The sequence below is a fragment of the Pseudomonas palleroniana genome, assembly GCF_022836895.1.
Classification (GTDB): domain Bacteria; phylum Pseudomonadota; class Gammaproteobacteria; order Pseudomonadales; family Pseudomonadaceae; genus Aquipseudomonas; species Aquipseudomonas palleroniana.
Genome location: NZ_CP092411.1, coordinates 4,132,765 through 4,147,896 on the forward strand (window position 1 = coordinate 4,132,765; position 15,132 = coordinate 4,147,896).

Below are 15,132 nucleotides of genomic sequence, written 5' to 3' on the forward strand. Positions count from 1 at the left end.
CTTGTTAGCCTGCACGCCCTAGTTGATACAGGTCCCACAACCACCATGAACCCGCCAAAACTACTGTGCACCCTGTTGCTGTTGGGCAGCACCTGCACGGCACACGCCACCAGCTTCGTCATGACCACCGACGCGCTGGTCAGCCTGTCCATGAGTGCCACTCGGGGCACCAGTTCGTCATTCAAGGATGACAAGATCGTTCAAGCGGCACGGGACGACGCCGAATCTTTTGTTGCCACGGATGGCCAGATCCGTGGTGTGCGCCTGGAGGCGGCGCTGGTACACATTCGCGAACGCCTGCCAGGGTAAACCTTTACCGACATGCAGCTGGCACAGGCCATCGCCGCACTCTGAACATCAGCTCTGCTTGTAACCCCGCACTTCGTCCACGCCACGGTTAGCCAACTGGTCTGCCCGCTCGTTACCGGGATGGCCGATGTGCCCGCGTACCCATTTCCAGGTAATGTCGTGGCGATTGCATTGTTCATCGAGCAATTGCCACAGGTCGGCATTCTTGACCGGTTCCTTGGCGGCAGTCTTCCAACCCCGTTTTTTCCAGTTGACCATCCACTCATTGATGCCCTTCATCACGTACTGCGAGTCAGTCACCAGCAGCACGTTGCAGCGTCGCTTGAGCTCTTCCAGGCCACGAATGGCGCCCATCAGCTCCATGCGGTTGTTGGTGGTGTTGGCTTCGCCGCCCCACAGTTCCTTCTCCACGCCCTTGCACACCAGCAGGGCACCCCAGCCGCCCGGGCCAGGGTTGCCCTTGCAGGCGCCGTCGGTGAAGAGTTCTACGCTATCGGTCATCGGTCACTCGGCCTGAAATCAAAAAAAGGGTTTTACGGTTCACTCTGCTTGCGGTTGACCTTGGCCATCGGCATCGGCACCAGCTTGCCCACGGGCTGGCGTAGCACCTGGCGCACCGGCCGAAGCCCGACCACAATCTTGCGCGCCACCAACAAATAGAAGCCACCACCCGACAGCTGCCAGGCCCCGGCCCGGCGCTCCCAGCCGGCCAGGCGTGCCTGCCACTTGGTCGATGCAAGCGGCGGACGATAGCACCCGAAGCGGCGTTTCTCCAGCGCGAAGCCCAGCAGGTTCAGCCAGTCTCCCACCCGCGACGGCGCGATGCAGCGCGCCTGGCGCAGGCCGTCATGGGCGAACAGATGGCGCATTCCCCAACTGCTCCAGGGGTTGATGCCGATAATAAGCAGATGGCCACCGGGGCGTACGCTGCTGGCGGCTTCACGGAGCAAACCGTGGGGAGACAGGCAAAAATCCAGGCCATGTTGCAACACCACCACATCGGCGGCGTGCTCGCTCAGTGGCCAGGCTTGTTCCTCGCAGACGATTTCCACACCGGGCAACGGCGCACCCAGGCGCACATTGCGCTGCACCTGCGGGGCCGACGGCGGCGTCTGCGCCGAGGGGCCGTAATGCACCAGGTAACCGCCGAAGAAGCGCCCCAGCTCGTCTTCGAGCATGCGCCGTTCTTCGTCCAGCAGAAATTGCCCTATCGGCCCGGACAGCCACTCGCGGGCCGCGCTGATCAGGGCCAGCCACTCAGGATCGGCCTGGGCGAACGCTTTATCAGTCATTGCATTCTCCAACTCGCCTAGACGTTCTAAGATGCACCAATGTGTTCAGCTTGGCGAATCGAAGAATGATACAGATCAGTGCGCTACCCGCCTTCACCGACAACTACATCTGGTTGTTACAAGACCCAAGCACCCAGCGCTGCGCCGTCGTCGACCCTGGCGATGCCGGGCCGGTGCTCGCCTGGCTCCAGGCCAACCCCGGCTGGCAGCTCAGCGATATCCTGATCACCCACCACCACCATGATCATGTCGGCGGTGTGGAGCCCTTGAAAAGTGCTACCGACGCCAAGGTCTACGGCCCGGCCAGTGAGAAGATCCCGGCACGCGACATTGCCCTGCAGGATAACGACCGTGTCACGGTCCTGGGCTGGGACTTCGACGTCTATACGGTGCCCGGCCACACCCTGGGCCATATAGCCTATTACCACCAGGGCGTGCTGTTCTGTGGCGACACGCTGTTCGCCGCCGGCTGTGGGCGCCTGTTCGAAGGCACTCCAGAGCAAATGCACGCCTCGCTGCAACGCCTCGTCGCCCTGCCCGCCGACACGTTGGTGTATTGCACTCACGAGTACACGCAAAGCAACCTTAAATTCGCCCAGGCCGTGGAGCCGGATAACGCCGATATTGCCGAACGGGTGGCTGACGTCAACCAGTTGCGAGCCCGTGGCGAGATGACACTGCCGTCGAACCTAGCCCTGGAAAAACGCACCAACCCTTTCCTGCGCACCGCTGAAACATCCGTTAAACAAAAAGCGGACGAACGGAACGGTCGCGACAACCGCTCTGGGGCCGAGGTGTTTGCTAGCTTGAGGGCGTGGAAAGATAAGTTCTAACGGGAAGCAATCTGATACGCAATTTCTGAATGGTTGACCGGAACCGAAGCGCTTTCTAGAATCGCCCGACATTTTTGCCCGGAACTTACTTCCAGCCAATGTCGTCATCTATTCGTAAATCCATTTCTTCAGACGCATTGACCCGCCTGGCTCAAGCCGTGGCGGTGGCTGTGTCCGCGACTCTGGCGGGCTGCCAATCGACAAATTTCGCTGCACAATCCACCGTGCAACCCAAACCCAATCTTGCCGCCAAGATCAAGCAAAAACCTATCTGGCTCTCAGAGAAGCCCAGCCCCGAAGTGCCCCAGGATGTCTGGGAACGCATGCGACGGGGCTTTCAATTGCAGGAAGGCCTGGGCGTCAACCCACGCATCGAGCAACAGCGCTTGTGGTTCGCCAGTAACCCGTCTTTTCTGGAGAACGCCGGAGAACGCGGCAGCCTCTACATTCACTACATCGTCGAGCGCCTTGAAGAACGCAACATGCCCCTGGAGCTGGCGCTGCTGCCGGTGATTGAAAGTGCCTACAACCCAATGGCCTATTCGCGTAGCGATGCGGTCGGTTTGTGGCAGTTCATTCCCTCCACCGGGCGCTACTTCAACCTGCGCCAGACCCGCGCCTACGACGGCCGCCGTGACATCACCGCTTCCACGACCGCCGCACTGGACTACCTGACGCGCCTGCATGACATGTTCAATGGCGACTGGTTGCTGGCCCTGGCGGCGTATAACGCCGGCGAAGGCACGGTCAGCCGGGCCATCGAGCGTAACGAGAAACTCGGCCTGCCCACCGACTACTGGAACCTGCCCCTGCCCCAGGAAACCAAGGACTATGTGCCCAAGTTCCTGGCGCTGTCCCAAGTGGTACTGGCACCGGAGGCATACGGTGTCAACCTGAGCCCGATCGCCAACCAGCCGTACTTCGAAGTGGTTGAAGTCAAACAGAGCATGGACCTGTCACGGGTCGCGGCACTGGCTGAAATCGACGAAGACGAACTGTTCCAGCTCAATCCGGCCCTGAAACAACGCACCACCCTGGACGGCCCCCAGCATCTGCTGGTGCCCAGTTCCAAGGCGCATCTGCTGACCAGCACCCTTTCGACGATGCGACCGGAGGAATTGTTGGCCATGCGCCCGAAAAAGGCCGTGTTCGACGAAGTCGAGACAAAAGCCGTTGCCGGACGTACCCGCAGCTACAAGGTGCGCACTGGCGACAACCTCACCCTGATCGCCAAGGCGAACAAGGTCGACGTGCATGACCTGCAACGCTGGAACAAGCTCAACGGCCAGGCACTCAAGGTCGGCCAGACCCTGGTGATGCAGGACACGCGCAAAGTCGTGGCCAGCAGCAAGAAGCCGGTGCAATACAAGGTCAAGAAAGGCGACTCGTTGTACATCGTTGCCAAGCGCTTCAACGTTGAGATGCAACACCTCAAGCGTTGGAACCCGCGCACCGGCCAGGCATTGAAGCCAGGGCAGATGCTCGTCGTTTCCGGCCCACGATAGCCGTTTCTGTAGTGAGCGGGCTTGCCCCGCGCTGGGCGGCGCAGCCGCCCTAACAAAGACGCCGTGGTGTGTCAGAAAGACCGAGGGGCCTGGTTTAGGGCGGCTTCGCCACCCAGCGCGGGGCAAGCCCGCTCACTACAGATGAGGTGTCCCCAACATGGACGCCGTTGTGTGTCAGGAAGACCGAGGGGCCTGGTTTAGGGTGGCTGCGCCACCCAGCGCGGGGCAAGCCCGCTCACTACAGATGAGGTGTCCCCAACATGGACGCCGTGGTGGGTCAGGAAGACCGAGGGGCCTGGTTCAGGGCGGCTGCGCCGCCCAGCGCGGGGCAAGCCCGCTCACTACATAAACCAGCTTTTTCCAGCGGGAACAAGCTGTTACTGTACCGATCATAAAGCCCAAGCCGCCTGGATCGGATCTCTGCCTTGAAGCGTCCCCTCCTTCTACTAATAAGTCTGGCCTTGAGCTTTGCTGCGAACGCGACGATTACCGAGAGCCACGGTTACGCGCAGTTCGGCACGCTCAAGTACCCGGCCAAATTCACCCACTTCGATTGGGTAAACCCTGCAGCGCCCAAAGGCGGTACGTTGCGGGTGATGGCATTTGGCACGTTCGACACGCTCAACCCCTACACCTTCAAGGGCACCAGCCCGGTTTCCACTCCCAATTTCCTGCAATACGGCGTCAACGAGCTGAACGAACCGCTGATGGTCGGCACCGGCCAGTACGCGCCGTCCGGGGATGAGCCCACGTCCAGCTACGGCCTGATCGCGCAATCGGTGGAGTACAGCGAGGACCGCAGTTGGGTGGTGTTCAATCTGCGCCCCGAAGCCCGCTTTCACGATGGCAAGCCGATCACAGCGTATGACGTGGCGTTTTCCTACCGTACGCTGCTGACCGAAGGTCACCCGCAATACCGCACCAACCTGCAGGAAGTGGCGCGGGTCGACATTCTCAATCGTCATCGTATCCGCTTTGTCTTCAAGCGCGCCGGCAACCCACTGCTGATCCTGCGCCTGGGCGAGTTGCCCGTGCTGCCCCAGCATTACTGGAAAAACCGCGACTTCAAGGCCACCACCTTCGAGCCGCCACTGGGCAGCGGGCCGTACCGCATCACCAAGGTCACGCCGGGGCGGCAATTGGTGTTCGAGCGGGTCAAGGACTACTGGGGCAAGGACCTGCCGGTCAACCAGGGTTTCTACAACTACGACAAGGTCGAAGTGGAGTTCTACCGTGACAGTGACGTCGCGTTCGAAGCCTTCAAGGCCGGCGAGTTCGACATCTATATCGAGCACCAGGCCAAGAACTGGGCCACGGGCTACAACTTTCCGGCGGTCAACCGAGGCGACGTGATCAAGGCGCAGATCGCCCACCAGATCCCGACCCAAAGCCAGGGGTTGTTCATGAACACAAGGCGGCCGACCTTCGGCCAAGCCAAAGTGCGCGAAGCCCTGGGGCTGATGTTCGACTTTGAATGGACCAACCGCTCGCTGTTCAGCAGTGCTTACAAACGCAGCGTCAGTTACTACCCCAACAGCGAGTTTTCGGCGACCGGCGTGCCGGTGGGGCATGAATGGCTGATGCTCTCCCCCTACCGCGAGCAGTTGCCGGCGCCACTGTTCACCCAGCCGTTCAGCCTGCCGCAGACCGATGGGCGTGGCATCCCCCGCGACACCATGCGTCGTGCCTTGGCATTACTCGCAGACGCCGGGTGGAAGCTGTCGGGGCAACGCTTGCTCGACAGCCAGGGGCAGCCGCTGCGCCTGGAGATCCTGCTGGTCAACCCGAACCTGGAGCGCATCCTGCAGCCCTATGTCGAGAACCTGATCAGCATCGGCGTCGACGCCCGCCTGCGCACCGTTGACCGGGCGCAATACAAGCAACGCCTGGATCAGTTCGACTTCGACATGATCCTGATGACCCTCAACCAGACCTTGAGCCCGGGTCTTGAGCAGTGGCAGTACTTCCACTCCAGCCAGGCCGCGATCAAGGGCAGCAAGAACTATGCAGGCATCGCCAACCCCGTGGTCGATCACTTGCTGGAACAACTGCTCGCCGCGCAAACCCGCGAGGAGCAACTGGCCGCCGGCCGGGCGCTGGACCGGGTGCTGCTGTGGCAGCACTACAGCATTCCCAACTGGTACCTCAACTATCATCGACTGGCCTACCGCAACCGGTTCGCCTTTGTCACCACGCCGCCCTACAGCCTGGGCCTGAGCGCGTGGTGGCTCAAAGCTTCGGAGAAAGCCCAATGATGTCTTTGCGTACGGCACTGCTTGGCAGCCTCTTGCTGTGTACCGCGGCCCAAGCCGCGCCGCAACATGCGTTGACGCTCTACAACGAGCCGCCGAAGTACCCCGCCGACTTCAAGCACTTCGACTACGTAAACCCCAATGCGCCCAAGGGCGGTACTTTCCGCGAGTCGGCCATGGGCGGCTTCGACAGCCTCAACCCCTACATCAGCAAAGGTGTGCCCGCCGATAACATCGGCCTGGTCTATGACACCCTGGCCATGCAAAGCCTGGACGAACCCGTCACCGAATACGGCCTGGTCGCCGGCAAGATCGAAAAGGCCCCGGATAACAGTTGGGTACGCTTCTACCTGCGCCCCGAAGCGCGCTTTCATGATGGGCAGCCGATCCGCGCCGACGATGTGGTGTTCACCTTCCAGACACTGCTCAAGGACGGTTCACCGATATACCGCACCTACTACGCCGACGTTGATGAAGTGGTGGCTGAAGACCCGTTGCGCGTGCTGTTCAAGTTCAAGCGCACCAACAATCGCGAGTTACCGCTGATCCTCGGGCAATTGCCGGTACTGCCCAAGCATTGGTGGGCGACCCGCGACTTTTCCAAGGGCAACCTGGAAATCCCTCTGGGCAGCGGGCCGTACAAGGTCGCCGAGGTCAAGGCCGGACGCATGATTCGCTATGAGCGGGTCAAGGACTACTGGGCCAAGGACCTGCCGGTCACCCAGGGTTTCTACAACTTCGACAGCCGCATCACCGACTATTACCGCGATAACACCGTCGCCCTGGAAGCGCTGAAGGCCGGGCAGTTCGATTACTGGCTGGAGATCAGCGCCAAGAACTGGGCCAACGCCTACAACATTCCGGCGGTCGCTCAAGGCCGATTGATCAAGGAAGAGATCCCCAACGGCAACCCCACCGGCATGCAGGGTTTTGTGTTCAATACCCGCAAGCCCATGTTCCAGGATGTACGTGTGCGCAAGGCGATCAGCCTGTTGCTGGACTTTGAATGGAGCAATAAGCAACTGTTCAACGGCGCCTATACCCGCAGCCGCAGCTACTTTGAAAACTCGGAAATGGCCGCCACCGGCCTACCCGGCCCGGAAGAGTTGGCAATTCTCGAACCGCTGCGCGACAAGATCCCGGCCGAGGTCTTCACCCAAGCCTTCGAACCGGCCAAGACCGACGGCAGCGGCATGATTCGCGCCCAGCAACGCGAGGCTTACCAGTTGCTGCAGCAGGCCGGCTGGAAGATCGTCAACGACAAAATGGTCGACACCACCGGCAAACCGGTGACCATCGAGTTCCTGCTGGCCCAGACCGAATTCGAACGCATCCTGCTACCCTTCAAGCGCAACCTCGCCGATTTGGGCATCGACCTGGTGATTCGCCGGGTCGACGTGTCGCAGTACATCAACCGCCTGCGCTCGCGCGACTTCGACATGCTGGTGGGCAGCTTCCCCCAATCCACATCGCCCGGCAACGAGCAGCGTGAGTTCTGGAGTTCCCCCAGCGCCGACAAACCCGGCAGCCGCAACTACATGGGCCTCAAGGACCCGGCGGTCGACCAATTGGTCGAAGAGTTGATCAACGCCGACTCGCGCCAAAGCCTGGTCGCTCATGCCAAGGCGTTGGACCGCGTGCTGCAGTTCGGCTACTACGTCATTCCCAACTGGCACATCAAGACGTTCCGCGTCGCCTACTGGGACCACCTGGGCCACCCCAAGGTACCGCCACGCTATGACGTCGGCACCATCACCTGGTGGGCCAAACCCAACGTCAAGCCGGCGGTTTCCCTGGACACGACTCAAAGCGCCGACCCGGCGAGCGGAGGCAATTGAATGCTGGCCTATATTGTTCGCCGCCTGCTGCTGATCATCCCCACGCTGTTCGGCATATTGCTGATCAACTTCATCATCATCCAGGCCGCACCCGGCGGCCCGGTGGAGCAGATGATCGCCAAGCTCGAAGGCTTTGAAGGCGCCACCAGCCGTATTGCCGGCGGCGGTGCCGAAGTCTCGGTGGCCGGCTCCAGTTATCGGGGTGCCCAGGGGCTGGACCCGGCGCTGATCAAGGAAATCGAGAAGATGTACGGCTTCGACAAATCGGCGCCGGAACGCTTGTGGATCATGGTCAAGAACTACGCGCGGCTGGACTTCGGCGACAGCTTCTTCCGCGATGCCAAGGTCATCGACCTGATCAAGGAGAAGATGCCGGTGTCCATTTCCCTCGGGTTGTGGAGCACGCTGATCATGTACCTGGTATCGATCCCGCTGGGCATCGCCAAGGCCACGCGACACGGCAGCCACTTCGACGTGTGGACCAGTTCGGCGATCATCGTCGGCTATGCGATCCCGGCGTTCCTCTTCGCCATCCTGCTGATCGTGGTGTTTGCCGGCGGCAGTTACTTCGACTGGTTCCCGTTGCGCGGCCTCACCTCGAACAACTTCGATGAGTTGAGTTGGGGCGGCAAAATCCTCGATTACTTCTGGCACCTGGCACTGCCGATTACCGCACTGGTGATCGGCAACTTCGCGACCATGACGCTGCTGACCAAAAACAGCTTCCTCGACGAGATCAACAAGCAGTACGTGATCACCGCCAAGGCCAAAGGCCTGACCCACCATCGTGTGCTCTACGGCCATGTATTCCGTAACGCGATGCTGTTGGTCATCGCCGGTTTCCCGTCGGCCTTCATCGGGATTTTCTTCACCGGCTCGTTGCTGGTCGAAGTGATCTTTTCCCTCGACGGCCTGGGCCTGATGAGCTTTGAAGCGGCGATCAACCGCGACTACCCGGTGGTGTTCGGTACGCTGTTCATCTTCACCCTGCTGGGGCTGATCGTGAAGTTGATCGGCGACCTCACCTACACCCTGGTCGATCCACGCATCGACTTCGCCAGCCGGGAGCATTGAGATGAACCTGTCCCCCCTCAATCGCCGCCGATTCGAGCGGTTCAAGGCGAACAAACGCGGCTGGTGGTCGCTGTGGCTGTTCCTGATCCTGTTCGTGCTCAGCCTGGGTGCGGAACTGATCGCCAATGACAAGCCGCTGGCGGTGCACTTCGACGGCGACTGGTACTTTCCAGCGCTCAAGCGCTACCCCGAGACGACCTTTGGCGGCGAGTTCCCGCTGGAGGCCAACTACAAGAGCCCGTACATCCAGGAGTTGCTCAAGGCCAAGGATGCGTGGACCTTATGGGCACCGATCCCGTTCAGCTACCAGAGCATCAATTACGACCTGAAGGTCCCGGCGCCCGCACCGCCGTCAAGCGTCAACCTGCTGGGCACCGATGACCAGGGCCGTGATGTCCTGGCCCGGGTCATCTACGGGTTCCGGGTGTCGGTGCTGTTTGCCCTGACCCTGACCGTCCTCAGCTCGATCATCGGCGTTATCGCCGGCGCGTTGCAGGGGTTCTACGGCGGCTGGGTCGACCTGGCCGGGCAGCGCTTCCTGGAAATCTGGTCGGGCTTGCCGGTATTGTACCTGCTGATCATCCTCGCCAGCTTCGTGCAGCCCAACTTCTGGTGGCTGCTGGGGATCATGCTGTTGTTCTCCTGGATGAGCCTGGTGGACGTGGTGCGCGCCGAGTTCCTGCGCGGGCGCAACCTGGAATACGTCCGCGCAGCCCGGGCGCTGGGTATGCAAAATGGCGCGATCATGTTCCGCCATATCCTGCCCAACGCCATGGTCTCGACCATGACCTTCATGCCGTTCATTCTCACCGGCGCCATCGGCACCCTCACGGCCCTCGACTTCCTCGGCTTCGGCTTGCCGGCCGGTTCGCCGTCCCTGGGCGAGCTGGTGGCCCAGGGCAAATCCAACCTGCAAGCGCCGTGGCTGGGTATGAGTGCCTTTGCCGTGCTGGCGATCATGCTGAGTTTGCTGGTGTTTATCGGCGAGTCCGCTCGCGATGCCTTCGACCCGAGGAAATGAGATGAACCAGGACAATCTGATCGAAGTCCGCGACCTCAGCGTCGAGTTCGTCACGGGCAGTCACCATCACCGCGTGGTGAACAACGTCAGTTTCGATATCAAGCGTGGCGAAACCCTGGCCCTGGTCGGCGAAAGCGGCTCGGGCAAGTCGGTGACCGCTCACTCGATCCTGCGCCTGCTGCCCTACCCGCTGGCGCGGCATCCGTCGGGCACCATTGCCTATGCCGGGCAAGACTTGCTCACGCTCAAGGAAAAAACCATCCGGCATATTCGTGGCAACCGCATTGCGATGATCTTCCAGGAACCGATGACCTCGTTGAACCCGCTGCATTCCATCGAGAAGCAGATCAACGAAGTGCTTGGCCTGCACAAGGGGCTGACCGGCAAAGTCGCCACCCGGCGTACCCTGGAATTGCTTGAGCTGGTGGGCATCCCCGAGCCGCACAAGCGCCTCAAGGCCCTGCCCCACGAGTTGTCCGGCGGCCAACGCCAACGGGTGATGATCGCGATGGCGTTGGCCAACGAGCCGGAGCTGTTGATCGCCGATGAACCGACCACGGCCCTCGACGTGACGGTGCAGTTGAAAATCCTCGAGTTGCTCAAAGAGCTGCAAGCGCGCCTGGGCATGGCGCTGCTGCTGATCAGCCACGACTTGAACCTGGTGCGACGCATCGCTCACCGGGTGTGCGTGATGCAGCAAGGTTGCATCGTTGAACAAGCCGACAGCGAGACACTGTTCCAGTCGCCCCGCCACCCCTACACCCAGGAACTGCTGGCCGCCGAGCCCAGCGGCGGGCCGGTTGCCAATGAAGTCGGGCCGCCGTTGCTGGCAGTCGATGACCTCAAGGTCTGGTTCCCGATCAAGAAAGGCTTTTTGCGCCGCACCGTCGATTACGTCAAGGCGGTGGATGGTATCCATTTCAACCTGCCCCAGGGGCAGACCCTGGGCATTGTCGGCGAGAGCGGCTCAGGCAAATCGACCCTGGGCCTGGCGATCTTGCGGCTGATCGGCAGCCAGGGCGGCATTCGCTTTGAAGGCCAGCAGTTGGACAAGCTCAGCCAGCAACAGGTGCGCCCGCTGCGGCGGGAAATGCAGGTGGTGTTCCAGGACCCGTTCGGCAGCCTGAGCCCACGCATGTGCGTCAGCGAAATCGTCGGCGAAGGCTTGCGTATTCACAAGATGGGCACGCCGGCTGAACAGGAGGCGGCGATTATTGCCGCACTCAAGGAAGTCGGCCTGGACCCGGAGTCCCGCCATCGCTACCCCCACGAGTTCTCCGGCGGCCAGCGCCAACGCATCGCCATCGCCCGCGCCCTGGTGCTCAAGCCGCGCCTGATCCTGCTGGACGAACCCACCTCGGCATTGGACCGCACGGTGCAGCGCCAAGTGGTCGAGTTGTTGCGCAGCCTGCAGGCCAAGTACAACCTGACTTACCTGTTTATCAGCCATGACTTGGCGGTGGTGAAGGCGTTGAGCCACCAACTGATGGTGGTCAAGCATGGGCAGGTGGTGGAACAAGGCGAGGCAGGGACGATTTTTGCCGATCCGCAGCATGCGTATACCCGGCAATTGCTGGAGGCGGCGTTCCTGGTACCACCTCCCGTTAATCAGTCAGGCCAATAGAGCACCGCGTGGCAGCGTATCGTGTGATGCGCAAGGCTTGAATAAGCCCACCTTTTGTATGAGGCTGTTGCCTGCTCATTCCAATTCTTTCAGGGAGCGCCTGCCATGACCGCCGCTACAGCACCGTTTTTCTGGCGTGACCCTGCGTTGGCGTTCATTGAGGCGCGCACCATTGCGGACGGGCGCAAGGTGACCTACAGCCGGCATGCGCACGAGCATTTTTCGATTGGGGCAATCACCACCGGACGCAGCTATTACCACTACGGTACGCAGACGTTCGAGATCGACGCGGGCACGGTGGTCCTGATGAACCCCGGCGATGTGCATGCCTGCAACCCCATCGACAATGAGCCGTGGTCCTATCAGATGCTGTACATCGATACGCCCTGGCTGACTGACCTGCAGTACCAACTGGGCTTCAGCACCGACCAGGGTTACCGGCCGTTCAACACGCCCTACGTGCGCGATCCGCTGCTGTATCGCGGCCTGCTGGAGTTGTACCGGATACTGGTGGATACACAGGCTGAACATCTGCAAAAACAAAGCGCGCTGGTGAGTTACTTCACCGAAGTCCAGCAGCGCCTCAACCCTGCGGACACTCCGGTACGCGAGGTCAACCACAAGCTGGAACGGGCGGCCGACTACATTCGCACGCACTGCACGCAAGCCTTGAAACTGGAAGACATCTGCCTGGCCGCCGAGCTGTCGCCCTCGTACCTGATCCGCGCCTTCAAGCAGTATTACGGGCTGACGCCCCATGCCTTCCTGATCAACCAACGCATCCAGTTTGCCCGCGCCCAACTGCGCCAGGGCAAGCTGATTGCCGATGTGGCCCTGGCGGCGGGCTTTGCCGACCAGGCGCATTTCCAGCGCGCCTTCAAACAACACTTCGCCGCCACGCCTGGCCAGTACCGCGACCGGCTCAAGCCATCAGCAAATAACCCACACTGGCCACCAGCAACGCGGCCATTGAACGGTTGAACAGTCGCACACCCTGCGGGTTGCCGAGGTAGCGACGCAAGAACGTGCCGGCATAGGCCCAGCACGCCACCGACAGGTAGCAGATCACCAGATAGAGCGCCGCGAACAGCCATACCTGCGCGGCGTCGCCATCGGCCACAAACAAGCCCATGCCCGCGACACAGGCCAACCAGGCTTTCGGGTTGAGCCACTGCATGATCGCGCCGTACAGCATCGACGGTGCGGTAGCCGTACCCTCAGCGTCCAACCGGCCATTGTCCACGGCCAGTTTCCAGGCCATGTACAGCAGGAAGGCCACACCACCCCACTGAATCAATTGGGTGAGGATGGGCCAGCGCAACAGCACTTCATGCAACCCGAGGCCGATCAGCACCAGCAACAAAGTGAAACCCACGGCGGCGCCAAATACATGCTTCTGACTGGCGACGAAACCGAAGCGCGCACCGGAACTCAAGGCGACCACATTGACCGGGCCCGGCGTAATGGAGGTCGCCAAGGCGAAGGCGGCCATGGAAATGATCAAGCTCATTGCGATTCCCTTTAGGTGGTGACGATCAAGATGACGTCACGTTAAAGGGCAAGGCACGCGCGGTATTGAAGAAAATCACCCTCTGGCGCCGAACAGCGAGGCGCTGTTGCCTCAACGCTGTGAAGGAATGCGGATATCCCCGTCGCGGCACTGGGTCTTGACGCTGCGTGGGCAGCCGGCGAATGCCAGGTCCTTGGTCAGGCACACGCGCACTTCCGACAGCACCTTGCCTTTACAGATCACCGCCAGCCCGTGGTTGCCCATGCGTGGGTTGCTTTCGCGAAACAACGCCTCGATCGCTTGGGCCGGCAATGACGGCGGCGAGTTGAGCGGCTGCAGCTGCGGCGGAATATTCACCGCCCCCAGCGCGGCGTCGGCCTTTTCCAGATAGGCCAGCGGCTCAAGCCCGGAGCACGTGCCATGCTTGGCCCATTCATGCTTGATCAGTGAACGGCTGGGGAACAACGTAGCGCCCTTGTCCATGGCTTGGCGGTTCAGCGACGACGGCGAGTCGCACGAGGCCGGCCACCCGCCCCGAGCGTATTGCGGCCACAAACCATGCAGCACAAAGCCGTACCCCTTGCCCGAACACTGCTCGTTGTCCGGGTGCGTCAGGCAAAAGGTCGGCGACCACGACAATGACAACACATAAAAATCAAACTCCCCCGCCTGCCCTTGGCTGCGCGGAGCCGCCACGGCCCCCGTGGCCAGCACCAGCCATAACAACATCCAGTATTTCATCTGCGTGTTCCTTGAAAAAAGCTGACTTTAGTACGACGACTCGGGATGAACGGGGTTACGTTGCAACACCCGGTCAAGGATTTGATCGGTCTTCAATGCTTCGATGGCCAACGAGGGGTGCTGCGCCTCCCCGCGAATATGCGCATTCATGCCCAGCACGTGATGCCATTGGATATGCGCGTGGCACGGCACGGTCAGCACTTCATGGGCCTGCGCTTCAAGACGTATCGGCTGGTCTTCGAACACCGAAAAACAGATGCGCCCATGGCTGCCGATCAACTCGACCCGGTCTTCGCGCCGGTCCGCCACAAAGTTCCAGGCGCCCATGCCCAGCGCACCCGAGGCGAAGCGCCAGCTGGCGGTCACCGCATCCTCCGCGGCATAACGGCCGGCCTGGCGCGCGGTGAACCCGGCCACATCGACAATATCCCCGGCCAGGTACTGAAACAGGTCAAAACCATGGCTGGCCAGATCGGCAAAGTAGCCACCACCGGCAATCGCCGGGTCGGTGCGCCAGTTGGCCGGGTTGGTATCCGCTGCGGCGGCCGGCTTGCACAGGGTCCAGGTCAGATGACGCAACTCACCGATACGCCCGGTCTGCAGCCAATCGCGCACTTGCTGGAAGCGCGGTAAGGAGCGTCGATAGTAGGACACAAACAAATGCAGCCCGGCGCGCTCGAAAGTGCGCTGCATCAACGCGCTCTGCCCGGCATTCAACGACATGGGTTTCTCGACGCAACAATGCTTGCCGGCTGCCGCCACCATCAGGCTGTATTCAAGATGGCTGTCGGGCGGTGTGGCGATGTACACCGCATCCACCTCGGGGTCGTTGATCAACGCCTGGGCATCGGTGTAGTAGCGAGCGATGCCATGGCGTGCCGCATAATCGCGCACCGCTTCGACACGTCGCCCCATCACCGCCACCAGCGCCGAACCTGGCGCTTTGTAGAAAGCGGGTCCACTCTTTAACTCAGTGACACTGCCACAGCCGATCATGCCCCAGCGTACGGTACTCATCTGCCTTCCTCGTCCGTGTTGTCCAGCGAGCAGTATCCACATCCCCTGATGCAAGTGCCACAGCCGCCCAGCATGACAATTGCATTACACTTTGATGACAGTCATCTCGCTACGGA

At 61.2% G+C, this 15,132-nt stretch carries 14 protein-coding genes; 9 read left to right on the forward strand and 5 right to left on the reverse strand.

What is annotated here, in order from left to right; translation table 11 throughout:
- Positions 1-45: 45 nt before the first annotated feature.
- Positions 46-309 carry a DUF2388 domain-containing protein gene (locus tag MJP36_RS18700; RefSeq protein ID WP_244383721.1) on the forward strand — a complete coding sequence of 88 codons (264 nt, stop codon included), beginning with the start codon at positions 46-48 and terminating at the stop codon, positions 307-309.
- Between the two features lie 48 nt (positions 310-357).
- Here MJP36_RS18700 and rnhA read toward each other — a convergent pair whose 3' ends face one another.
- Complete coding sequence (gene rnhA, locus MJP36_RS18705; protein ID WP_003173571.1) at positions 358-810, reverse strand: ribonuclease HI; 453 nt, start codon at positions 808-810, stop codon at positions 358-360.
- Positions 811-842: 32 nt separating this feature from the next.
- Positions 843-1,601, reverse strand: a complete 759-nt coding sequence (locus MJP36_RS18710; RefSeq protein WP_060757138.1) for a class I SAM-dependent methyltransferase — start codon at positions 1,599-1,601, stop codon at positions 843-845.
- A 65-nt stretch (positions 1,602-1,666) separates the two neighbouring features.
- On the opposite strand from MJP36_RS18710, the gene gloB reads away from it, so the two are divergent.
- The 8 genes from gloB to MJP36_RS18750 all read left to right on the forward strand — a co-directional run bounded on the left by gloB (position 1,667) and on the right by MJP36_RS18750 (position 12,729).
- Complete coding sequence (gene gloB / locus MJP36_RS18715; RefSeq protein WP_244383722.1) at positions 1,667-2,434, forward strand: hydroxyacylglutathione hydrolase; 768 nt, start codon at positions 1,667-1,669, stop codon at positions 2,432-2,434.
- Positions 2,435-2,532: 98 nt separating this feature from the next.
- On the forward strand, positions 2,533-3,939 hold the full coding sequence (locus MJP36_RS18720) for a transglycosylase SLT domain-containing protein (protein WP_060757140.1): 1,407 nt from the start codon (positions 2,533-2,535) through the stop codon (positions 3,937-3,939).
- A 425-nt stretch (positions 3,940-4,364) separates the two neighbouring features.
- A complete protein-coding gene (locus MJP36_RS18725; RefSeq protein WP_161549480.1) occupies positions 4,365-6,194 on the forward strand; it encodes an extracellular solute-binding protein in 1,830 nt (609 codons plus the stop codon).
- Positions 6,191-8,029 carry an extracellular solute-binding protein gene (locus MJP36_RS18730; RefSeq protein WP_244383723.1) on the forward strand — a complete coding sequence of 613 codons (1,839 nt, stop codon included), beginning with the start codon at positions 6,191-6,193 and terminating at the stop codon, positions 8,027-8,029. The genes MJP36_RS18725 and MJP36_RS18730 overlap by 4 nt, the downstream gene beginning before the upstream one ends.
- Complete coding sequence (locus tag MJP36_RS18735; RefSeq protein WP_060757143.1) at positions 8,030-9,103, forward strand: microcin C ABC transporter permease YejB; 1,074 nt, start codon at positions 8,030-8,032, stop codon at positions 9,101-9,103.
- A 1-nt stretch (position 9,104) separates the two neighbouring features.
- Positions 9,105-10,124 (forward strand): ABC transporter permease, encoded by a 1,020-nt coding sequence (locus tag MJP36_RS18740; protein ID WP_017738565.1) that lies wholly within the window; start codon positions 9,105-9,107, stop codon positions 10,122-10,124.
- A gap of 1 nt (position 10,125) precedes the next feature.
- Positions 10,126-11,748, forward strand: a complete 1,623-nt coding sequence (locus MJP36_RS18745; protein WP_161549478.1) for an ABC transporter ATP-binding protein — start codon at positions 10,126-10,128, stop codon at positions 11,746-11,748.
- Positions 11,749-11,853: 105 nt separating this feature from the next.
- Entirely contained in the window at positions 11,854-12,729 is an 876-nt protein-coding gene (locus MJP36_RS18750; protein WP_090371542.1) for an AraC family transcriptional regulator, read from the forward strand.
- Here MJP36_RS18750 and MJP36_RS18755 read toward each other — a convergent pair.
- From MJP36_RS18755 to MJP36_RS18765, 3 genes are all read right to left on the reverse strand, one after another.
- Entirely contained in the window at positions 12,671-13,258 is a 588-nt protein-coding gene (locus tag MJP36_RS18755; RefSeq protein ID WP_244383724.1) for a LysE family translocator, read from the reverse strand. The genes MJP36_RS18750 and MJP36_RS18755 overlap by 59 nt on opposite strands.
- Before the next feature lie 111 nt (positions 13,259-13,369).
- Entirely contained in the window at positions 13,370-13,999 is a 630-nt protein-coding gene (locus tag MJP36_RS18760; protein ID WP_244383725.1) for a ribonuclease T2 family protein, read from the reverse strand.
- Between the two features lie 27 nt (positions 14,000-14,026).
- A complete protein-coding gene (locus tag MJP36_RS18765; RefSeq protein WP_060757148.1) occupies positions 14,027-15,016 on the reverse strand; it encodes a Gfo/Idh/MocA family protein in 990 nt (329 codons plus the stop codon).
- Positions 15,017-15,132: the final 116 nt, after the last annotated feature.